Origin of the sequence: Paenibacillus sp. NPDC101420, assembly GCF_050277435.1 — a bacterium.
GTDB lineage: Bacteria > Bacillota > Bacilli > Paenibacillales > Paenibacillaceae > Paenibacillus_AQ.
Genome location: NZ_JBNNSE010000001.1, coordinates 775,898 through 798,823 on the forward strand (window position 1 = coordinate 775,898; position 22,926 = coordinate 798,823).

Annotated in this window: 19 protein-coding genes and 1 pseudogene; 5 read left to right on the plus strand and 15 right to left on the minus strand. The window is 41.5% G+C overall.

Going from position 1 to position 22,926, the window contains the following annotated elements:
• The first annotated feature begins 64 nt into the window (after window positions 1–64).
• Window positions 65–877 carry a bifunctional hydroxymethylpyrimidine kinase/phosphomethylpyrimidine kinase gene (thiD, locus tag ACQKMP_RS03665; RefSeq protein ID WP_042187061.1) on the plus strand — a complete coding sequence of 271 codons (813 nt, stop codon included), beginning with the start codon at window positions 65–67 and terminating at the stop codon, window positions 875–877.
• Between the two features lie 90 nt (window positions 878–967).
• On the opposite strand, the gene ACQKMP_RS03670 is transcribed toward thiD, so the two are convergent.
• From ACQKMP_RS03670 to ACQKMP_RS03710, 9 genes are all read right to left on the minus strand, one after another.
• The gene (locus ACQKMP_RS03670; protein WP_042187059.1) at window positions 968–1,342 is read right to left on the minus strand and encodes a DoxX family protein; all 375 of its coding nucleotides are present in this window, start codon (window positions 1,340–1,342) and stop codon (window positions 968–970) included.
• 241 nt (window positions 1,343–1,583) lie between these two features.
• Window positions 1,584–2,015, minus strand: a complete 432-nt coding sequence (locus ACQKMP_RS03675; protein ID WP_042187057.1) for an RrF2 family transcriptional regulator — start codon at window positions 2,013–2,015, stop codon at window positions 1,584–1,586.
• A 127-nt stretch (window positions 2,016–2,142) separates the two neighbouring features.
• Window positions 2,143–2,571 carry a hypothetical protein gene (locus ACQKMP_RS03680; protein ID WP_042187055.1) on the minus strand — a complete coding sequence of 143 codons (429 nt, stop codon included), beginning with the start codon at window positions 2,569–2,571 and terminating at the stop codon, window positions 2,143–2,145.
• Window positions 2,572–2,685: 114 nt separating this feature from the next.
• Entirely contained in the window at window positions 2,686–4,029 is a 1,344-nt protein-coding gene (locus tag ACQKMP_RS03685) for a glycoside hydrolase family 30 protein (protein WP_042187053.1), read from the minus strand.
• A gap of 84 nt (window positions 4,030–4,113) precedes the next feature.
• The gene (locus ACQKMP_RS03690) at window positions 4,114–5,751 is read right to left on the minus strand and encodes a sugar ABC transporter substrate-binding protein (protein ID WP_427468839.1); all 1,638 of its coding nucleotides are present in this window, start codon (window positions 5,749–5,751) and stop codon (window positions 4,114–4,116) included.
• A 120-nt stretch (window positions 5,752–5,871) separates the two neighbouring features.
• Window positions 5,872–6,759 carry a carbohydrate ABC transporter permease gene (locus ACQKMP_RS03695; RefSeq protein ID WP_042187049.1) on the minus strand — a complete coding sequence of 296 codons (888 nt, stop codon included), beginning with the start codon at window positions 6,757–6,759 and terminating at the stop codon, window positions 5,872–5,874.
• Between the two features lie 14 nt (window positions 6,760–6,773).
• Window positions 6,774–7,715: an ABC transporter permease gene (locus ACQKMP_RS03700; RefSeq protein ID WP_427469206.1), complete on the minus strand. Its 942-nt coding sequence runs from the start codon at window positions 7,713–7,715 to the stop codon at window positions 6,774–6,776.
• 230 nt (window positions 7,716–7,945) lie between these two features.
• Window positions 7,946–8,956 carry a LacI family DNA-binding transcriptional regulator gene (locus ACQKMP_RS03705; RefSeq protein ID WP_427468840.1) on the minus strand — a complete coding sequence of 337 codons (1,011 nt, stop codon included), beginning with the start codon at window positions 8,954–8,956 and terminating at the stop codon, window positions 7,946–7,948.
• A gap of 128 nt (window positions 8,957–9,084) precedes the next feature.
• Window positions 9,085–9,372 (minus strand): ArsR/SmtB family transcription factor, encoded by a 288-nt coding sequence (locus ACQKMP_RS03710; protein ID WP_042187043.1) that lies wholly within the window; start codon window positions 9,370–9,372, stop codon window positions 9,085–9,087.
• Window positions 9,373–9,582: 210 nt separating this feature from the next.
• On the opposite strand from ACQKMP_RS03710, the pseudogene ACQKMP_RS03715 reads away from it, so the two are divergent.
• Window positions 9,583–9,677 (plus strand): annotated as a pseudogene (locus ACQKMP_RS03715) (alpha-L-arabinofuranosidase C-terminal domain-containing protein); the annotation flags it as partial.
• A 106-nt stretch (window positions 9,678–9,783) separates the two neighbouring features.
• Here ACQKMP_RS03715 and ACQKMP_RS03720 read toward each other — a convergent pair.
• The 3 genes from ACQKMP_RS03720 to ACQKMP_RS03730 all read right to left on the minus strand — a co-directional run bounded on the left by ACQKMP_RS03720 (window position 9,784) and on the right by ACQKMP_RS03730 (window position 14,295).
• Window positions 9,784–12,165: an alpha-L-arabinofuranosidase C-terminal domain-containing protein gene (locus ACQKMP_RS03720; RefSeq protein WP_427468841.1), complete on the minus strand. Its 2,382-nt coding sequence runs from the start codon at window positions 12,163–12,165 to the stop codon at window positions 9,784–9,786.
• A 197-nt stretch (window positions 12,166–12,362) separates the two neighbouring features.
• Window positions 12,363–13,268, minus strand: a complete 906-nt coding sequence (locus ACQKMP_RS03725) for a hypothetical protein (RefSeq protein WP_042187039.1) — start codon at window positions 13,266–13,268, stop codon at window positions 12,363–12,365.
• Between the two features lie 205 nt (window positions 13,269–13,473).
• Window positions 13,474–14,295 (minus strand): AraC family transcriptional regulator, encoded by an 822-nt coding sequence (locus ACQKMP_RS03730; protein ID WP_042193672.1) that lies wholly within the window; start codon window positions 14,293–14,295, stop codon window positions 13,474–13,476.
• Window positions 14,296–14,411: 116 nt separating this feature from the next.
• Here ACQKMP_RS03730 and ACQKMP_RS03735 point away from each other — a divergent pair, with 116 nt between their 5' ends.
• The 3 genes from ACQKMP_RS03735 (at window position 14,412) to ACQKMP_RS03745 (ending at window position 20,638) form a co-directional block, all read left to right on the plus strand.
• Entirely contained in the window at window positions 14,412–17,525 is a 3,114-nt protein-coding gene (locus ACQKMP_RS03735) for a glycoside hydrolase family 2 TIM barrel-domain containing protein (RefSeq protein WP_427468842.1), read from the plus strand.
• 291 nt (window positions 17,526–17,816) lie between these two features.
• On the plus strand, window positions 17,817–18,842 hold the full coding sequence (locus ACQKMP_RS03740; RefSeq protein WP_339247132.1) for an ABC transporter substrate-binding protein: 1,026 nt from the start codon (window positions 17,817–17,819) through the stop codon (window positions 18,840–18,842).
• Window positions 18,843–18,982: 140 nt separating this feature from the next.
• Complete coding sequence (locus ACQKMP_RS03745) at window positions 18,983–20,638, plus strand: AraC family transcriptional regulator (RefSeq protein ID WP_339247130.1); 1,656 nt, start codon at window positions 18,983–18,985, stop codon at window positions 20,636–20,638.
• On the opposite strand, the gene ACQKMP_RS03750 is transcribed toward ACQKMP_RS03745, so the two are convergent.
• From ACQKMP_RS03750 to ACQKMP_RS03760, 3 genes are read right to left on the minus strand one after another with little or no spacing between them, the layout of a single operon-like run.
• Window positions 20,639–21,364 (minus strand): hypothetical protein, encoded by a 726-nt coding sequence (locus ACQKMP_RS03750; protein ID WP_339247127.1) that lies wholly within the window; start codon window positions 21,362–21,364, stop codon window positions 20,639–20,641.
• Entirely contained in the window at window positions 21,361–22,074 is a 714-nt protein-coding gene (locus ACQKMP_RS03755) for a hypothetical protein (protein ID WP_042187031.1), read from the minus strand. Before ACQKMP_RS03755 ends, ACQKMP_RS03750 begins: the two co-directional genes overlap by 4 nt.
• Window positions 22,071–22,925 carry an ABC transporter ATP-binding protein gene (locus ACQKMP_RS03760; RefSeq protein WP_339247123.1) on the minus strand — a complete coding sequence of 285 codons (855 nt, stop codon included), beginning with the start codon at window positions 22,923–22,925 and terminating at the stop codon, window positions 22,071–22,073. Before ACQKMP_RS03760 ends, ACQKMP_RS03755 begins: the two co-directional genes overlap by 4 nt.
• Window position 22,926 lies beyond the last annotated feature (1 nt).

Sequence of the window (22,926 nt, forward strand, 5' to 3'; positions counted from 1 at the left end):
TTTTTGTTATAATCAATGCAATGCGTTGTTTATAAATTCAGACATATATAAAGGGGACGTTACCATGACTCAAATTATTAAAACTCTAACTATTGCAGGCAGCGACTCCAGTGGTGGCGCAGGCATCCAAGCGGATCTAAAAACATTTGAAGAGTATGGTACCTACGGCTTTAGTGCCTTGACAACTATCGTTACAATGGACCCGGACAACGGCTGGCACCATAATGTTTATCCAATTGACGCCTCCATTGTTGCTGAGCAGCTAAAAACTATTTTCGCAGGTGGTCCAGTAAATGCCATGAAGACAGGTATGCTGGGAAGTGTTGAAATTGTGCGTGTTGCTGAGCAAGCGATCAAAGAAAATCTACAGACCAATGTAGTGATTGATCCGGTCATGGTCTGCAAGGGTGAAGATGAAGTCTTGAACCCAGACAGCGCGGAGGCTATTCGTGATTTACTGCTGCCACTTGCCACTGTGGTTACACCAAATCTGTTTGAAGCTGGCGTTCTTTCAGGTCTTGGCAAACTTTCTACCCTAGAGGATATGAAAGAAGCTGCTCGTCTGATTCATAAGCTCGGAGCAAGTAATGTCGTGGTTAAAGGCGGCAAAGCACTCGGGGGCGATCAAGCGATTGATGTCTTCTTCGACGGTGCTGAGTACACCGTATTTCAAACAGCCAAAATCGAGCCTGCTCACAATCATGGGGCTGGATGTACCTTTGCCGCTGCCATTACAGGCGGTTTAGCTAACGGTCTGTCCGTTCATGAAGCTGTAGCAAAAGCTAAAGATTTTGTCTCCGCTGCCATTCGCAATGGCTTTGCGTTCAATGAATATGTGGGTCCTGTATTTCATGGTGGCTATCGTTTAGAACGTTAGAACCCTAAGCTACAGATCCTGAAACAAAAATGGCAGTCCAGATGCTGTATTTCAGCACTGAACTGCCATTTTTTTATTGGGTGAGTATAATTACTTAAACCCTGGAAAATCAGCCAGATCGGAAAGACGGATGAAAAATACAATAATTGCTAACACGCCAAGCAGGATAATCGGAAACGTCTCTTTGAACGAATCTTTTTCGCGTATATGAACCAGAATTCCGCCGATAGCTGTAACGCCAAGTATAAGTGCGCCTGCTGCTGCCCAGCTAGGCTCCCAGTAGCCAACAACCAATACTGCCGCTGCCACAATCTCAACTAGACCCGTTACTACTCGAAACCATTGTGGTAAACGCCATTTTTTAAAGTTATCCACGTGCATTTTTGAACCCGCTACTTTTCCCGACCCTGCCATAACGAAAGCAAGTATCAACAAGCTTTGTAATACGATGGATACAATATTCATGATCATCACTCCCTAAAATAATTTGCAACTATAATAAGCACATATTAAAGTACATGAACCCACTGCTAAACAATAGATGTTACTTACGCTACTCCGCTTTGTTTATTCCCCCTTGCTATTATATGTGCTCACCTCAAGCACAATACCTACAAAATAAAATTGCAGTGCCGACTGCAACTCACTTTATTATAGTAGCTTAATAAATATTTTACCAGTACCTTTTTTATTGAAAATTAAAATATTAAGAAAAAAACTCTACCCGCTCCATCACATTAGTAATCGTATATTGGCGTAAATATTGAATGGTCCGTTGTTCTGTCTCCTGGAGAATTTTTTCAAGCTCTACATCGAGCAAAGCACTTGCTCCACAGGCCATATCCACTTCTAACTCCTCCGTCGTTGTACTAACTGCTTCATAAATCTCTCCCAGTGTAATCTCATCGGCAGATTTCAGAAGAACGTACCCGCCTTCTCTTCCACCTTTGGACTCCACGATTCCCGCAGTTGCCAAAGACTGCATCACTCTACGCATAAAGGTCGCGTGTGAATTGACTTGGCTTGCAATCATTGCACTAGATAAAATGCTTCCGCTTTTAGCCAGCCAAACGATGGAATGTACCGCTATTTTAAAACGGGGAGGTCCGATGTTCACTCCGCGATTAGCTGTACTCATGCCCCATCTCCCCTTTCAACTGCAATTATATAAAGCACATTATAGAGTATAACAAGGGATGGAGCAAACCAACGAGGGCACATCCCATTGGAAATTGCCCTGTAATATTTAGTATTTCTCCGATCAACTATTCAAAACCAGTAAATTTAATACTTTGTTTATGCTTACGTCTATTCTGATCATTCCACGAGAGAACGACTTCCAGTTCTTTTGCCCCATTCATTATAAAAAAATGGCTAAAGCTAACCGTCTCATTCGGCTGCATAGCATAGCTAAATGGATCTACTAAGATGATTTGCTCCTGATTAGGATCCTGCATTGGTCGGTACAACTCAAACGTTACATCTATGGTATCTTCACTTAAGTTAGTGACTAATAGCTCGTAGCTCTTATATTTTTCCGGCTGTGGCGAAGGCAGTTTACTTTTATGAAGCTCCACCGCCCATTTGGGTGTTTCATTCTTTAAGGGTAAAACACTTGTAACAGCAAAAATACTAGAACCACCAGTAATCATTAAACACAGAACTAGCAGTGTCAGTAAAAGCTTTCTATTCAATGCTCATATCTCCTCGCTATAGGTATGCGTTTAAGATTCACGAACACTGATTTTTTATGCGTTTTTCGGCAAAAAAAAGTACTCGAATCAAAATTCGAGCACTTCATACACACATTATTTTATTAAAATAGATAAGGCACTTTTAGAGGCCAAACGGAACGATAAACCATCCTTGCCCTGCAATTTCACAGCTACATTCTCGTCCTTTTCACTATCGTTGAACAGAACAACCGCAATGGAGTGATCTGTATTCTTAAAAGCTACGGAACGAATCACTTCTTGATTAGTGGAAACGTCAATACGCACAGCCTTAGGACGTATGAATTTGCTGAAATGTGCCAGTGCATAGTAGTCCAACGTATACGTAAGTTCTTTAGTCTCTTGGTTGACCGTCACCACACCGCGACAAGTACTTTTGCCAAAGCCCGGTACAGTTGGACCGTTCTTCTCATCTAAGGCCATATTCCACAAGACAAAGGATTTACTATGGTTTCTGAGAATATCAATCCCTGTTCTCATGACATTCGAGAAGGCTTGTTCAAACGGAGGAATCCATTCCCCACCAGAACCTTCTGTAAAATGCACTTCTTTATCCGCGAAAGCTTTTAGAACCTCTGATTGTGCTGACGCATTCCCGCCATACCAGTGCCAAGCTACACCGTCCACTTCATCTTTCGCATAATCCAGCACCGTTAGTGGATAATCTGGACGGTCCCAGTTGTGATCGTAGCAAAGAATTTTTGTGTTGATGTTGTGCTTCACGAAGCTAGGCTTGAGATAGTTTTTAATGAAATCTCTTTGCGCTTCAGGCAGCATTAACATACTTGGATAGTGCTTTGGTTCAAACAGAGGCTCGTTCTGCGGTGTTACTGCATAAGTTGGCAGACCGTGCTTTTCAAAGGCTTGAATGTATCGTACAAAATAATCGGCATAAGCCTGGTAATGTTCATGTTTAAGCTCACCAGCAATCATAGATCCGCTAGTCTTCATCCAGCCTGGTGCACTCCAAGGTGAAGCCATCAGCTTGATCTCAGGATTAAGCTCCAATGCTTGTTGTAACAAAGGGATAATATCAGCTTCATCATGTGCGATGGAGAAATGAGTTAATTCTGTATCCGTTTCCTGAGCAGGCATATCGTCATAGCTATAAATATCTCTAGCATAATCCGATGCTCCCATTGGATTTCTTAATACGGACAAGCCAATTCCATCTTGGGAATCAAAAAGCTTGCTCATGACTTCTTTTTTCTGTTCATTATTCAGGACTTGGTTAATCAAGTAGGCGGATGAATCCGTAAAGGATGCCCCAAAGCCATCCATTTCCTGAAAGGTTTGATTCTCATCGAGGTTTACAGTAGTGACCGGCTCATCTGAAGCCATTGGAGTCAATTGTTCTAGCGTTTGCTCTACGAACAATTCATTTTCCCCTGTAGATTGATAAATTTTAAGTTTTGTCATGTTGTTTCCCTCCACTTTTCTATATATTTTGCTATGTTTCTGTATGATAAGGCCCCGGTAAAGGGGCCCCATCCAGCCTTTTACTTATTTAAGACCTAATTTTTCTTTGTTGCTCTTCATTTTTTCAGTGCGAATTTCTGCGATCTTATCCCAGTTGTTATCCTTCAAGAATGATTTGTAAGCAGCCAAGGTGCTATCAAATGTTGCTTCATCCTTAGCACGAATCATACTCACAAGCGTAGTGTTCCAATTTGTATCGATTGCAGATAGGCTACGAGCTTCAGGCGTTCCTTGAGCCGGGTTGATATTTTCAAGAATAAAGTGTGGTTTCAGCTTTCCTTTACCCCACTCTTGCATTTGTTTAATAGAATCTGCGAATGCGTCATTACTTAGAGCTTTATCGCGGTCATGTCCAAAGAACATAAATTCGCCCATCCGGTAATCCTTTTTAAATTTATCGGCATTATTCAATTGAAGATCTTTGATTTCAGGTAAAAATTCAATTTTACCCGCTTCGTTAACCTTATAGGTTTCCCCTTCAATACCATAGTTCATAAGCTTTTGTCCTTCTTCACTCAATAGATAAGTGTAGATCTGAATCGCTTTGGCAGGGTCTTTAGCCTTTTTAGTGACATAGGTAATCATCCAGCCTGTAATTCCTGACTGATTCAACGTTGGCTCATGTCCAACTGTGCTTTGCGGTCCATCAATAGCGATATATTCTTTGTCTGGATTTTCTGTCATGAAGATTTGCAGGTTACCACTTTGTTGAGGTGTTCCATCGAGCATCAGCGTTGCATATTTACCGGATTTCAATTTTTCTTCAAAAGCCGTCCCGTCATCTGCAAAGCTGTCATCGCTGATGTCACCATTTCTGTAGACTTCATTTAATGTTTTCAACCAAGTCAGATAATCCTCATCTAGGTTACGGTTGTAGAATTCACCATTTTCGGTTTCCATCGGTACGCCGATGAAATCCTGAAGAACATCTCCCAAAGAACCAGTGCCTGTGCCAATAGAGTTAAAACCAAAAGGAATCATTGCCGGGAATTGCTTTTTGATTTGCTGCATAACACTCTTGAATTCTTCAGGAGTTCCAATGGTTAGTTTTCCAATCGCTTCGTAAACATCCTTGCGGATTACAAATGCCGTTTTAGCAGGAATGTTACCGCTGTCAAAATCGTTTTGCGTATTAGAATAGTTAGGATAGCCATAAGTCTTACCGTCTGCTAATTGGAACCAGTTCATCGTATCTTTTGCTGCTACTTTATTGAAATAAGGATCATATTTATCCGCCAGGTCATTCAAAGGCAATGCCCAAGTTGCGGCCTTTTGTACCACTGGTGAGTTCGAATCAAAGATAGTCAACATATCCGGCATTTCGCCACCGGCAAAAATAGTATTTAACTTCGTGTCGTCCCCAGTAATGAATTTAATATTGATGTTCAGGTCCTCTTTAATCTTTTTAGTAACGAGGTCCTTACCAAAGTCTGTGTTCCACCAATCCGCATTTACATACCAAGTGAGATCCGTAGTTTCTTCTTTTTTATCAAGCTTCCAAGCTGGTGTTTCTGGGTCAATTGTATATCGCCCTTCAATGGAGCTTAATTCTTTGCTGGAGTTATCAGAACTACCCTTCGATCCACAACCCGTAAATACCAATACAACAGCCATAAGCGCAGTACAAAGTTTGAGTCCTTTTTTCCCAAATGCTTTGTTCATCCCTTGTTTCCCCCTAAAAAAGTTTTGGTAGTAACGGAAGTGTAGATCTGATAGTACAAGCTACACTTCCGATGGATCATTTCGTACATAAGTGTTTGTTATAAAATCCCTCCAATCTTTCTATTCTTTCACCGCCCCCATCATCATTCCTGAAATAAAGTACCTCTGTAATATTGGATACATCACAACAATCGGCAAAGTTGTAATGACAATTGTTGCTAGTTGAACCCCTTTAGTAGTAGTTTCGATAATCGCAGATCCGCCGACATTTTGCATGGATTGCGTTTGCGACTGAACGATAATTTCATAGAGCTTCATCTGCAGCGGATACAGTGCTTGATCGGTAATGTATAATTTGGTAGTCATAAAGTCATTCCACTGCCCAACCCCGTTAAATAACGCGATCGTAGCCATAGCCGGCATGGAAAGAGGGATAAAAATCTTCAGGAATATACGCCAGTCACCTGCACCATCGATTTTGGCCGACTCTTCAAGTGAATCCGGTACGTTTCTAAAGAAGTTCATTAGAATAACTACGTCATAATAACTGAACAAGGCTGGGATAATATAAACCCAAAAGCTGTTCAATAGACCGAGTGATTTAATCAATAAATAGGTTGGAATCATACCACCTGAGAAGAACATGGTGATTACACCCATGGCAACGTATAGCTTGCGGCCACGTATGTATTTTTTACTCAAGCCATAACCGATCATCGCGCAAAAGAATACGTGGGTAATGACACCGATGAACGTTTTGGCAATGGAGACTAGAAAGGCTAATCCTATCGTCTCGTCATTAAACACTGCGCGGTAATTCTCTAAGGAGAAATCAGTAGACCAGAATATAAATCCACCTTCCGCGAGCGCTTTACCTGAGCTTAAGGAGGATATGACCACATTCCATAAAGGAACAACGATAATTACAGTACAGATACAGAGTAAAATAATATTTATAGTGTTAAAGATTCGACTGTCGAGATCTTCTTTAGCTACCGTACGATTCACAAAAATGCCTCCTTCTACAGAACTGATTGATTATCATTTAATTTGCTGGACACTTTGTTGGCACTAATCAGTAGGATCACAGAAACAATGGAGACACCTAAACCAACAGCAGTAGCATAAGAGAAGTCACCTTGCGTCATACCCATACGATACACATAAGAATTGATTACCTCTGCTTTGGCACGGTTCTGAGAATTCATCAAGACCAATGTTTGATCCAGATTCGATCCTAATAAACCGCTTACAGTCAGAATCAGATTTAAACTGATAATTGGCTTCATATTAGGTAGGGTAATATTCCAAATTTGTCTCATACGACTTGCCCCATCTATTTTGGCAGCTTCATAATAAGTAGGGTCAATTTTGGACATGATGGCTAAGTATAAAATTGTTCCCCAACCTGCCTCTTTCCAAATATCCGATAACGTTGCAATCCACCAATACTTGTTCACATCAAGCAAGATATTTACCGGTTTCGAAATGATCCCCAAATTGAGCAGGATTTCGTTAAACATACCGGAGGAAGAGAACCAAGCAATCAACATCCCGCCCAGAACGATCCAGGACAAAAAGTGTGGTAAATAAGAGATTGTCTGTACTATTTTCTTAAAGCGTCCACCGCTTAATTCATAAATCATGACGGATAGAATAATTGGAATAACAAAACCTATAGCTAATTTCAGAAAGCTGATCCCCAAGGTATTGACTACAGCATCCCAAAAATATTTGTCTGATAAAATAATTCTGAAATTATCAAGCCCCACCCATGGTGCAGAATCGAGCGTGTCTATTACGGTGTAGCTCTTAAAAGCAATCGTTAATCCGTAAATAGGAATGAAACAAAAGATAATCATAAAAATGATTCCCGGGATGACCATGGACTGAATCTCCCATTGCCTCTTATAATCAATCACAAATTCTTTGACCCTCTGTCCCATAGGTTTCTTACTGTTCATTGGATTCTTCCCGTTCACTGGCACTACGGCTAATTTATCCACGTTTTTCTTCTCCCCTCCAAATCATGATCCCCATAACAATAAAAACGTTTTTATTTCTTTTTAAAAAAAACCTCCTAAAAGCAATAAAATTATCAAGCATAAACGCCTTCAGTGTCCTTATCAGGACGATATACTTTCTTATATTTAAAAAATGATCGGATACTATCTTGTTGCCCTTCTTGAAAGCGTTAGTACCGATCAATCTTCACTTGAGTAGAACCACGTACAATTAGTTCACCTGGCAATTTCATCATTTCGCCCTGTTCCTTCTTCTGAATCATGCGAACCAGGTGATTTATGGATAGAATACCTTGTCTGGCAATTTGATTTCTTACCGTCGTTAATGGCGGTGAGAAATACTGCGCGATATCAATATCGTCAAACCCCATAACGCTTATATCCAACGGGACTTCATATCCATTCGATTTCAAAGCTTGAATACATCCAATGGCACTCAAATCATTCCCCGCTAAAAAAGCATCAGGCATTTTTTCAGGACTTAAATGAACTAGAGACTTTATAGCGTTATAGGTGCTCTCTTCCTCAAAATATCCTTGGATAATATACTCTTCGTTCGTAGGAAGCTGATATTGACGCAAAGCGGCCAAGTATCCTTCTTTCCGCTGAACACTGTCATACATCTCATCTACACCAGATATGTAAGCAATTTTCTTGTGTCCCAGACTGATTAAATATTTAGTTGCTTCGTAAGCAGATTCAAACGAATTAAAGATTACGCTTCCCATCGTTTCATTCTTAAGTGGTCGATCCAGAAACACAGCCTTGATCTTGTCTTTTACCATTGCGGCAATTTCTTCTTCATCTATTCTCAGCTCTTCATAGATAATGATACCATCCACACGTCGACCTAGAATATTGCTCATAATTACTTGTTTATCCTTTGTAACAAATACATTTAATCCATAACCTAACCGATCACATTCACGAGACATGGACTCCACCAGCTTATAGAAGTACGGGCCCGCTACACTTGTCGTGAAAAAACCTAGCATTTTAGTTTTTCCGTTCCTTAGGAGCTTGCCATTTAGGTTTGGAACATAATTTAATTGCTTCGCAACCTTAAGCACATGTGATTTGGTCTCCGGATTTAATACATCAACGTCATTTAGTGCGTTGGAAACTGTAGAAATGGACACTCCAGCCTCTCTAGCAACGTCTTTGATAGTTACCTTTTCCATAACGATTCAATCTTCCTTTACAAATAAAAACGTTTTTATAAATTTAAATTATCATAAAAACGTTTTCATTACAATATGTTTTTTTTATTTTTATTAATTCTCTATTTCGTATCATTCACAATATCTGATTAGCAGATTCCCCGAGATCCTGATAATTTAATCTGCAGGCAGTTCGTAGACAGTGAGCAATACTTATATGTCCCTCCATCCACACGTCTCATTTTAGAGTTAATCAGGCCTGCTTTTTGTAGCTTGGCAACATGGGTGCTAACCATCGCACTACTTATATAGAGCTCGGCAGCCAGTTCTTTAATATGCATCTCTTTTCGGTCTAGTAGTTCGATAATCCTTAACCTGACTTCACTTGCAAGTGCTTCATAGACTCGAAGCGATTCTGAATCTGTAGTTAAGTGCATTTTATTGTCTCCTATGCCTTTGAATTAGTATTTTTATGTATTCACAAATCAGTTCCTTAGTTAACAATAATATTAATCATTAATTTAACATAAGCGAGATAAGTATGGATGCAGTGTAGCTACTACCTGTGATTATATTCAAGCTAAGAAAAAGAGCAAGAAGAAAATTAAAGTTCGAAGATGTATACCCACTAGAAGAACACTGGTCGTGGCTGCTGTCTCATTACATTACTAAAACATGTGAACCGTGTAAAGATGGTCTGCGTCGGCCAGCTATTAATGATATTGCACCTATCATGACCGAGAATATCCTAGAATGTGATCGTCTATGGGTGAACAGCTATACAACCGGACATAAACGCCCCTTTGAACCTTTTTAACACTAAGGATTCAGAGGGGCGTTTTTAGTTTTTATTTTATTCTAAAAATCGTTACGGATTGTTTAGGGAACTCATAAGAAAAACTGCTGCCCATCGTCGTAAAATTGGTTTGCTTAGGGGAGACAAACTCTTTATTCTCGAAGTTATTTTCATCCTCAAGCTGGTAATCTGATAGTTCATATACTTCGATGGACAAGTCCTTTTTTGCCATCTCTTCTAATATAATCTCAGCAGAAACGCTGTTCTCTTGTACATTCACTGTCTTAAGAATGATATCCCCTGTGGAATCCTCCACACTTGCTGTGTAATAAAGCGGTTCGATGACCGGAAGTTTGTCCTCCGTCTCATTGATCAGCTCTCCGTTAATATAAGTACGAATATGTCTGCCTGATACTTCTAGCATCAGATTGTATTCTACGTCTGTTTCAACTCTAAACATAGAATGTGTAAGCACAGAGTTTCTCCCGTTAATAATTGATGCCACAATGGAATCCTGATTCTGCCAGCCACCTAGTTCCCAATACAAATGACTCTGATCATCTGCTTTACCAAAATAGAACACAAACCCTTTATTCCCTGCGGTTCTAGTAGCCTTAAAATTCAAGGTATAGCTCTCCCACTCCGTCTCTCCAAGCTCTAGTGTTCGTTTGGCCGTTCCGTTCTGAGCAGGATCAAGCAGGTTTGATACTTCTTCTGACAACTCAGAATACGTCTTCACTTCTCCCGTAACATTGTTGACCAGTGTGATTTCTGAATATCGAGCAGCGGATGCATCCACACCCAAGCTAATCGCTCCTGTGATCGCTTCAACTTTGCGTTCCTCAGGTACTGTGAAGCCGTTCGCTTTTATCTCCAGTAGCTGATCTCCCTGATGGTTCATGAATAGCTTTTGAACATAGTAGTTCGCAGTTCCGTACACTTCATGATTATTAAACCAGATTAGATCCGGCTTCCAGTTGATATAATCCACATTGCAGAGCATAGGAGCATAACATGCCAAACCAACCGCATGAGCGTTGTTCTGAAGTCCCGTCATAAAAGCCGCTTCCACTAATGCGTTATAATAGGTATTGCCCCATGAAGCATATTCACCTAAGAATACTTTCGGTTCGTCGCCCTTAAAGTCATCATAACGATGATGATTCGCCAGGAACCATTCAGGTGTACAGTAATAATGCTCGTCTACAAGATCAGACTTATTCTCTTTTGCCGATGTCCAGCCCCGCTCATATTCCTTACCAGCAGAGAATGGACCGCTCGAATTAATGACCTTAATATCCGGATATTTCTCTTTAATGGCTTGATGAAAGTATGGATATCTCTCGAAAAAGGGTGCACCTACCTCTTCATTGCCGATGCCGATATACTCTAACCCAAAAGGTTCCGGGTGCCCAAGGTTCGCACGTATCCTTCCCCACTTCGATGAAATGTCCCCATTGGCAAATTCGATCAAATCCAGTGCATCCTCAACCCAGGGCATTAATTCACCCAGCGGCACCATACGTTTATGATGCGGATCGTAGCCGCCCGGAAGAACGGGAATCGGCTTAGCTCCAATATCCTCACAGAACTGAAAATATTCAAAGTATCCTAACCCAAGCGTCTGATTGTAAGACCAGTTATTCCGCCTTGCCGGCCTTTGTGCCACATCCCCTATTGTATTCTTCCATCTGTACATAGAATCTCTGTCATCTGGATTTAAGGAACCGTCATGTACCAGACAACCTCCCGGAAACCGCATGAATTTAGGCTTTAAGTCGGCGAGTAACAGTGAAATATCTTCACGCATGCCCCCAGGTCTGTTCATAAAGGTCTTCTCCGGAAACAGAGAAACCATGTCCAGATATACCCTCCCGCTGCCTTTGGTAACGATTACAAGACGTGAACTAGTATCTGTAGCCTTAGACTTAATAACTGCTTCGTATCGAGTCCATTCGGAGTGATTCACAGCGATTTCCGCTTCACCATGAATGATACCATTTGTACTTTCAATGGATATGATAAGGGGTACGTCAAAGCTTGTCTCCCGACGAGCATATACCGAGAACTTATAATTCTCGCCCTCTTTTACCGGAATACCACTATTGAATCCCAGATTCATTAACCCAACGCCGTCACCTTCAGCCACAACATCAATGGCTACATAATGTGGATTACGATCATTCAAGGGCTCGCTATCTTCCACGGTGATTACAGTTTTCCCATCTCCACGTTCTACAGGCTCCCAAGCCATTAACGCATGATAATCGGCCCGATCGATCGGATCAAATTCAAAGGATCGATTCTGAACTAGCTCAGCATAAAGTCCACCATCTGCCGCATGATTTAAATCCTCAAAGAAGATTCCAAATAAATCACCTAATGCTGCACCATGCTTCTGTGTATGTATTGTCAGAGTTCCTTCTGTCTTCATTCTTTCATCACTCCCTTGTAAAATTCTGTTTAGTTTATAATTATATTACTTAGTTCATATCTATATAAATAATTATAGTGAGTTCACTTCACATTCGTCAATTCAGATGCTTTGAATGTACAACAAAAAAGCCGATATCGTATGAGAATCCATACAACATCGGCCTTTATAACACAGGTCCATTTATACCTACTCATTTATTTAGCAGTCATTTGCCCTACTAAGAACTCAACAAAATCAGTTGATTTGTTCTTATCTTCATCTTCTCCAAACACCCCAATGATCATCTTCCGTGAATGAATTGGAAGGTCTGTAGCAAATTTCGTATCTGTGATATCTACGCCTGTGATCCATTCTTCACCGTTCTCCGTATTTTTTATACGTTTCAAACGAATATCATCTAGAGGAAGTCCCGCTGATTTAACAAACGGCTCTAGATTCTTAAGTCCCTGCTGTTGTCCAATCCAATCAAAAGTAGCATCATCCAAAATAAGAATATTCGGACGATCCGCCGCCAGCATCGCCATCGCGCGCTGGATATAAGTCATATCTAACGCGCCTCCACCTTCTCCACCTGTTGAGGGAAGGTATACGACTTCCGTCTTTACCCGCTTCCAAGCTGGATAACGATTGACGATTTCTTGTTTAAGCTCTTCATCCTTACCTGATGGATCTTGAGATTCATAATTTCCTAGGAACATGATAGTTACATCCACTGGCGGGAGTGAAGCTTCATATTTTTTGGCTTGATATTGATTATAAAGAGCATTACCTCCAAAGATTAGCACTAACAGCACAACGATAGATACAAATGTATGGACTTTATATAGCCTAAAAAAATTCTCCGATTTACGCGCTATGCCGGAAAATGCTCCCCATTTCTCTAGCCGCTTGTCCTCTGCCTCCTGAATTTCCTGCTGATCTAAGCCGTCTAAGATCGTTTTGTAAGCCAGAAATTCTTCTTCATAGGCTGCAGCCTCAGTTTCTGAGGAATTTGATTTACGGCGTTTCAAGTGCAAATCAAACTTTTTATTCAATTCCTCCCGGGTAATGTCTACAGGCAAGTCCAAACGTTCGTATGCCTCTTTTAACTTCTCATTCAAATTGATGACTCCTTCCTGATGCTTTGCTAGATATCTGATCGTAAATTTGGTTCTATGTATTGAATTAGATTGGACATACACATATTGCAAAAAAATGAGCGAATTCGTGAAAAATACAATATATGAACTCAATTAAACTATATCATGGAGTGCTAGACGCTAACAAGTAAGCGTTTATCATAGGGCTTAGAGGCATTCTATTACTCTAGTCCAAACCATGCAGCTGTTTAAATTGCTCTGGACTCATTCCAGTCAACCGCTTAAACACTAGACAAAAGTAGCTGGCATTTTCGAAGCCCACTAACTGAGCAATTTCATACATTTTTTTATCTCGTTCATTGAACATTAGCTGTTTACTCAAGTTAATACGTTGCTTGTTGATATAGGTTACAGGTCGATCATGAATTGTTTTTTGAAAAAGCCTGCATAAATACTGTGGCGACACTGCAATAACCTCCGCAAGTTCCTTTAATGGGAGGGTCCTATGAAGATTCCTTTCTATATGTCGCAACACCGGTTTAATTCGCTCCAATTCAAGAGCCTCGTTTAGAGGAGAAACTAGGTTGCTTTTTAAATCCAGTAGCAGCGCGTATAGTTGTTTGGATCGTTCCAGATTCGTTTCCAGTTCATTACTATCTGACAAGTTGAGCATTTCTTTTAAAGGATTTAGCCACTTATCCTCCTTCAACCTTGCAGGGCCTGATTCGCGGATTCCTGCGTACAGCAGCATTTGACCGGCCTCTCTACCATTAAATGAAATCCATGACAGCTTCCACTTACTACTTATTGGCGCATACGAATGCGTAATATTCGGGAACAAAAAGAATACATCCCCTGAACCCACAATATATCGTTTCTCCTGAATGACAAGTTCGCCTTTGCCTTCGTGAATCTGATGTATTTGGTAATCCGGAAATCCGGTAGGACGTAAGGTTTCTGCCTGATGCTCCCAAAATCCAATGGTTGTAGCATACAGCGGCAGCATATTCGTATCTTCCGTTTGGCAAAAAATTATTTTACTCTCCATCTGATCACTCGTTTCATATTTTGTTATATTGGATGAAAAATCTTTTATATCTCTTACCATTACTCCAATTTATAATATGAATATAATAACATCACTATTATAAAGGAGATTTACTCATGCGAGCAAAATTTGTTTACCAGCCTCCTGCAAATGGTTATCCAGAATGGAATAATAATCCGGAAATCTTCGAACTAAATCGCTTGGATGCACATGCTTCCATGATCCCTTATAGCAATCTAACGCAAGCCCTGGTGGGAGATAAAGAAACCTCACCATACTACAAAACGCTTAATGGTATTTGGAAGTTCTCTTTTTCCGAAACACCTGATCTACGGGTCGTGGATTTTTATAAAGCTGATTTCGATTGCAGCAATTGGGCTACGATTCCTGTACCTTCTCACTGGCAATTCCATGGGTATGATTACCCGCAATATACGAATGTCCGATATCCTTGGGCGGAATCTGAACCTGATCTCAAGCCACCCTTTGCTCCGACAAAATATAATCCCGTAGGCTCGTACATTCGAACCTTTACTGTACCTGAATCTTGGAACGGTCAACCTGTATACCTTAGCTTTCAGGGGGTTGAATCCGCTTTCTATGTATGGATAAACGGAGAACGGGTCGGTTACTGTGAAGACACCTTTACACCTTCCGAGTTCGATATTACCCCTTATTTAATTGCTGGTGATAATAAACTAGCTGTCGAGGTCTATCGTTGGTGTGATGCCAGTTGGCTGGAGGATCAAGATTTTTGGAGGCTTAGCGGTATTTTTCGGGAGGTCTATCTGTACACGGCCCCTTCTGTTCATGTTGCTGATTTTTTCGTTAAAACCGAGCTAGATGAAGCTTTCGTACATGCGGATTTAAACGTAGACATCAAAGTAGAGAATTATTTTAACGAGAAACTAAACCCTTATACACTCCAAATGCAGCTATACAATAAAGAGGAACAGCCTGTATGGGAGGCTCCAATATCTACGTTTACTTCCTTTGATCAAGAGGGCGTTCATCATTTCAAGCTTTCTGAGCATGTAGAATATCCTTATAAGTGGAGTGCTGAGACACCGTATCTGTATACATTGGTTCTCTCCATGATTGACGATAAAGGAAACACTACTGAAACGGTCAGCTGTAAGGTCGGATTCCGTACCTTTGAGATCAAAGACGGACTTATGAAGATCAACGGCAAAAGAATTGTACTTAAAGGCGTTAACCGGCACGAGTTCTCTTGTGACACAGGACGTGCGCTATCCAAAGACGAAATGATCCGAGATATCAAACTGATGAAAACACATAATATTAATGCGGTTCGGACCTCTCACTACCCGAATCAATCTGTTTGGTATGAGCTTTGTGATGAATACGGACTTTACGTAATCGATGAAACCAATCTGGAAACGCACGGTACTTGGCAGTATGGGCAACAAGGTATACATGAGGGAAATGTACCTGCTAGCAAACCAGAATGGCGGGCCAATGTGATTGACCGTTGCAACTCCATGATGCAAAGAGACAAAAACCATCCTTCGGTTATCATCTGGTCACTGGGGAATGAGTCCTACGGTGGTGATAATTTTATCGCCATGCATGACTATCTCAGAGAAGCTGACCCGACACGACCTGTTCATTATGAAGGAATCTTCCATTGCAGAGAGTCAGAAGCAGCTAGTGATATAGAGTCGACTATGTATGCTAAACCGCACGATGTTGAAAAATATGCGCTAAGTCATCCTCTGAAGCCTTACATCATCTGCGAATACAGCCATGCTATGGGGAATTCTTGCGGTGGATTACACCTATACACCGATATGTTTGACAAGTACGATGTATTTCAAGGTGCATTTATTTGGGATTGGGTGGATCAGGCTATCCGAACCAAAACATCCGAAGGTGTCCCATATTTAGCATATGGTGGTGATTTTGGTGAGTCGCCACATGATGGAAATTTTAGCGGAAACGGATTGCTTTTTGCCGATCGCTCGGTTACTCCAAAGCTATTTGAGGTCAAAAAATGCTATCAAAATATTAAAGTAACTGCTTTAAATATCCGTGAAGGTCTCTATCAGATTCGTAATAATTTTTTATTTACCGATATTGAACAATACGAACTTAAATGGGAAGTTTCTTTAGACGGAGTAACTGCGCAAGAAGGTTTGCTGCAAATCTCTGCTGCACCAGGAGAAATCGTTGAATGCACTATCCCTTATGAACTGATTTCACATAGAGGTGATCATGAAGCTATTCTGAATCTCTCCTTTATTCAGCGTTCAGAAACTTCTTGGGCTGATGCTGACCACGAAATCGCTTGGGAACAGTTTATTTTATCCCCGCGTATCGTGACAAAGGCTCCAAAGACAACGGATGGAACGTTACATGTGCAGGAACATGAAGGTGCATTGACCGTACAGGGTGGGAATTTCACTCTAAACTTTAATACAACAACTGGTGAGCTAAACTCATACTATGCTGCCGGTAAAGAACATCTGCTTGAACCCGTAAGACCTAACTTCTGGAGAGCGGTCACGGATAATGATCTTGGCAATGGATTGCCAAAGCGCTGTGCAGTGTGGAAGCAGGCTTCTAATGAGCGGAATCTGTTGAGCATGAAATATAGAACTGAAGGAAATCTCTGTTTCGTTTCCACCACTTACCTTCTGCCAACGAATCCGTACTCTACCCTTCTGATTCAGTATGAGATTCGCCCTGACGGATCTTTAGAGATCCTGCAAGAACTGAATCCGGGTAGTAGCGCTCTGCCAGAAATTCCTGAGTTCGGAATGATGTTCGTGCTTGCTGGAAGACTCGATACCCTTTCATGGTACGGCCGTGGACCCCATGAGAATTATTGGGACAGACAGACTGGAGCACCTCTTGGCCGCTATACGGGCAAAGTCAGTGACCAGTTCATCCCTTATCTTAGACCGCAGGAGTGCGGCAATAAGACGGATGTCAGATTTGCTTCGATTACAGATGGCAACGACGGATCAGGACTTTATTTTGATAGTGCAATCCCTATGGAGATTAATGCTCTGCCTTGGAAACCCGAGGAATTGGAAGCACATGATCACGTATATAAATTGCCAGTCTCGAACAAAAGCGTACTGAGAGTCAACTACAAGCAAATGGGAGTTGGGGGTGACGATAGCTGGGGTGCACCAACCCACGAAGAGTTCACTCTGCTGGCTAATCGCCCATATTCATTCCGCTTCACCCTTTCTCTTCTCTAATTTTTTCTATTAAAAAGGCCGTCTCTGGTTGGTTTCTACCAAACAAGACGGCCTTCTTCTATTTATTTCAATCTCACCGACAGAGTTTTGCGTGCTCCTCAATGACTTCCTAGCCTTATCAATCTTTTTTTCTGGCTATCAACTCCAATAACAATAGGCTTGTTGTACAAATCAAATAGCCATAATGTGTTTTGTCCATTGAGTAAAAGGAAACTTTAATTTATGATAGTTTTCGTCGAGAATGATTATCATTATTGGTGATCGCTACATATTTTAGGGAGGCAATATTATATGAATAAGGTAAGACAACCGTTCGCCGTATTATGTGTACTCTTTCTGATGACCACAATACTACTCGCCTGCGGAAACTCAGGAGAACAACCAGCCAAGAACAATTCGTCGAACGCAGCCGGAAATAATACTTCAGCTACCACTGTACCTTCTCCAGAAACATCCGACAAGGGCACTAATGAAACTGCGGCAACTACTCGCTCCTACACGGATTACATAGGCCATACCGTAGAAATACCTGTTAACCCGAAGCGCGTGATTTATTCAGGAGAAACCTATGGAGATCTACTTGCACTTGGTGTGCAAGCGGTAGGATATCCACTTTCCATGGGTGAGGGTCAGGTTTTTGAAGATCAGCTACAAGGTGTCGAAGATGTAGGGTTCCCTATCAATCTGGAAAAGACGCTGGAACTTCAGCCTGATTTGATTATCTATGCAGGAACTGATGAAGCTGATTTCGAGCAGCTGTCCAAAATCGCACCCACGATAATATTTGATACATTTGCCCCACTAAATGAACGGATGCTTGATATTGGTGGAATTCTTGGGAAAACGACCGAAGCAGAGGCATGGCTGGCTAAGTATAAAACGAGTGAAGATGCCATGTGGGAACAATTAAAGGCAGCGGGCATAAAAGAAGGAGAAACAGCTTCGGTCTTTACTTATTATCCTGGTGACAGACTATTTGTTATGGCGACGACCGGACTTTCCCAAGTCCTTTATGGAGAGAATGGCTTCAAGCCAACCCCAGCAATTCAGAAGGTCCTTGATGAAGGTATGGGATTCCAGGAAGTATCCATGGAAGTGCTTAAAGAATATGCCGGAGATCGGATTTTCATTCTAACTCCTGTGGCCGATGAAGCCAAGCAATCCACAGCTACTCTATTAAAGAGTCCGATCTGGAAAGGTCTCCCTGCCGTTAAGAACGGATATGTCTATACTCAAGATATTATGAAGACTTCAAGTGATGCAACAACAAGAGAATGGCTGCTCGGTGAACTCCCACAGCTTTTGAATATGAAATAATTTTCACCTTCATGAAGCGTTTGGCACTTAGCTGATAGAAAACTGCAAGAAGCATGTCAACAGCTGTTGATATGCTTCTTTATTTTATATACAATGAATTAATTGATAATGATTCTCACCAAATGAACGGAGGCTTCCTCTTGCTGCAAACATTACCCGTCGCTGCACCGCTCCGCTCGTTGCTGTTTCAGCTGACTGATGCGGAACTACATATTCAACCGGCAGGCTCTTGCACTAAGGCTCTTTCAGCTCACTTTTATAGACTTCTAATATTCACTGGCGGTAGTGGACAGCTGATCCTTAGCGATCAAACCATAACACTGACTACAGATACATGTTATCTCCTATCTCCTGGAACTTCCTATAGCACGGACAATCAAGAGACGACTCTTTATTATTATCTCATCACTTTTACAGCAATTAATAACGCCGAGTTTCCCGAATATTATTCAGAGGAACTCCTTCCAGGTAGGCAGGAGCTAATTGTCCACCCGTTCACTAGGGTAATCCGCCTTGCGGAAGATCTGCTTATGAGCAAAAAAAATGCCGATGATGTGCATTTTTTTAAGCGGCAATTAAAATTCCAAGAATTGCTGCTCTTACTCTTTGAGCATAATTATCCTTCCGAGCAGGTGCCAAGTCCCGCGGATTCCGTGGAAAAGACCATCCAATATATGCAAGATCACTATACGGAGAGTATCACCGTGAAGCAACTGGCTGAGCTCGCAGGGATAACATTGTGGCAATATACTCCGATCTTTCAAAAGCTTACCGGAAAAAGACCGCTCGATTACCTGACCGAACTGCGCATTAACCATTCGAAGCGTTTCCTTCTGGAATCCTCTGAACCGCTGCGTGAGATTGCTCGTCTGGTTGGCTTCTCCGATGAATATTATTTTAGTCGCCGGTTTCGTCAAAAGACTGGAATTACACCCGGACAATATGCGCATCAGCAAGGTCGGAAGCTTACTGTGGAAGACTGGACTGGCCATGTGGTGGATATTCCGGAGCGTCCAAAGCGCATTGTCTACCATGGTGAGACGCTTGGCGATCTGCTCGCATTAGGTATAAAGCCTATCGGAGGAGATGAGGTCTTTGCATGGAACAGAGTCTATAAACATCGACTTAAGAAGCTCTCTAACGTTGGCTTTCCTCTGGATCCGAAGCTTACCGCTTCATTACATCCTGACCTAATTATTATAGCTAATTCAGATGATAAGGCCTATCGAGCAGTCGTCGACATCGCCCCGACACTTACCTTTGATTCATTTGCTCCACTTGAACACCGTATGCGGACACTTGGAAGCTGGTTGGGTAAGCAGCACGAAGCAGAAGCATGGCTGGATTCATTCGCAGCAAAAAATGCTGCCATGTGGCAGCAGCTTTATATGAATACTCTTCGACCTGGAGAAACAGCTTCTGCATTGATTTATGACCATGGAAATCATCTATATGCTATGGGAATGTCCGGTTTGTCTACTGCTCTCTATGCCCCTAACGGTTTACAGCCCACAGATGAGATCAAAGCGATTCTCGATGGAGAGTTAGGATTTGCAGAGGTCGATCCAGCAAGGCTGCCTTTCTACGCCGGAGATCATATCTTTATGCTTATTCCGGAACGTCAAGACTCGCGAGTTGCTATGGAGAAACTACTAGACAGCTCACTATGGAAGAATATACCCGCTGTACGTAAGGGGCAAGCTTATCTGCTTGACGGAAGCAAATGGAACTATGGAGATGCTTTAACACGTGAAAAGCTTCTAACGCTGTTGCCTAAGCTGCTTGGAGGAGGCTAATCAATCAGCTCTTTTAATAAAAATCCTGACCATGATGCTCAGAAGACTCAAGTGAAATAGAAGTCCCACCATAAAGTATGCAAGCACAATAAAACCACTAGAAGCTTCTATAACAAAAAATAACTTGGCAGGCCAATAGGTAGGAATCCACGCCCCGATAAATTGCCATGGTGATGGAACAAAATAAGCTACGATTGGTCCTGCTATAAACAGACCACCGATCTTTGATAAAGCTAATCCTTCTACCTTATTTGCAGCGAAAGAAGCTAGGAATAATGCAAAACAAGGGGCTTCAAATGCTAATAGTATAAGGATGTATATATGCTCTAATTGGAAGCTAGATAAGCCGGAGACTATAAAAAATAGCGATGAAAGAAATGTACAGAGAAGAGATGGAAGAACTAGACGATACACCATGTACCCTCTGCGCATTAATGGTGTAACCGCGTAATAAGAGATGACATTCTCATCTCTTTCATCAAGCATTAAAAGACCTGTCATCATACCGGTTAGCATGGGAAAGGTCATGACTAAGAAAATCGCAGCAAAGCTCCTATATTTATATAAATCGAAAGCATAACCGTTCGTAAGCCAATCGGCTATCATTGGAAATCCAAATCTTGAGACGACTAGAAGTGCTAAAGGAGCAAAGATGCCGACCATAAGCACTGGGTCCAAACCAGTATGCCGGATATCGCTTATAAAAAGCATACGATACTTCTTCATTTTCTTGCTCCTCCCTTACCTATGCGCATCATTACATGATTTTCGAAGGACATTTTTGCCCATACGTATATCACAACATTCCATAGCAGTAATATCGATATGGAGTAGATGTAATTGCCAAATGACATAGCCGAGGTTCCCGAACTCAACAAGCGAAGTGTTCCTTCCGTAGGAAGCCATAAAAAAAGTTTGGAGTTCCACACCTTAAAATAACCAAGCAATGGAAGTATAAAAGGCAATGCGAATACTTGTGATAGTAGAATGAAACCATTAATTGTCTGACAACGAGCCACAACTCCAATCGACAATAACGTCATAAAGCTTGACGTTAGAATGATTCCAGTAGAAAAGCCAAACGGGGATTGCGGAATCCCGCTTGCTACTACATGAATAACCCAAGCGGCTAACAGGGATAGTACAGACAATGAGCCTGCTTTTGAAAGCAAATATTCTCTAACACGAATCGGAGTAACAAATAAAGGATCATGGATGCCCTGGTCTCTTTCCAGCAGCACAATCCCCCCTGCGAGAATAAGCCCTAAAGCACTCGGATCACTAAAGGTCAATAACAACATCGTTTGTTCTCGATAATGATCAGGAATAAGATGCAGCAATACCAAATAAAACGCACAGATAATGACGTAGATCCAATAAAACCCATGCCTCCATTGAAACCGGATGTCAAAGGCAAACGCAGATCTGAATCTCATGTTAACTGCCTCCCAGTTACGTCAATAAATATTTGCTCCAAAGACGCCTCCTGCGAATGAATGGTTTCTATTGGATGTTCACGAACAAGCTTTAAGAAATATTCATTCTCCCCTATACCATCAAGTGAGAATTCCTCATTTCTAACTTCATTATGATGGCGGTATTCCAGCCGCACTCGTTTTTTTCCATTTAGAAGCTTAAGCTCCCGAGGAGAATCAATCAACTTAATCTGACCGTCTACAATAAAAGCGACCCTGTCGCAGAGCTCCTCAGCGGCTTGCATATTATGTGTTGTAATAATTACAGTTGTCCCATTTGCCTTTTTTTCCAGGATTAAATCCTTCATTCGTTTCGCATTAACGGGGTCGAGCCCGGAAGTGGGTTCATCCAGAAATAGAATTTGCGGGTTATTTAAGAGTGCTCTACAGAAATTCAGCCGCATCTTCATCCCCTTCGATAACTGGGAGACCTTCAAATTTGCAGCTTCAGTGAGATTTACTTGCTCCAGGAGAAACCTCGGTTCCGCTGTTCTCCCTGAATACAGAGAGCGAAATAGCTGCAAATTTTCCAGCGCAGTAAACTTCGAATAGAAATTTGGAAACTCAAAAGCTACCCCTATTCGCTCAAAATACTCCGGTCCGGTATTTCTTATTTCCTTGCCCATTACGTTAACGCTGCCGAGATAATTTTTTAAGACTCCAATTAGTATTTTTTGTGTTGTGCTTTTACCCGCTCCCGAAGGACCGAGAAAACCAAACACTTCTCCTTGAGGTATGGAAAAGTTAAGTCCACTAAGGGTTGGCTCTTTTATTTTTGGGTAGGTAAAATGAAGCTCCTTCACTTCGATCATT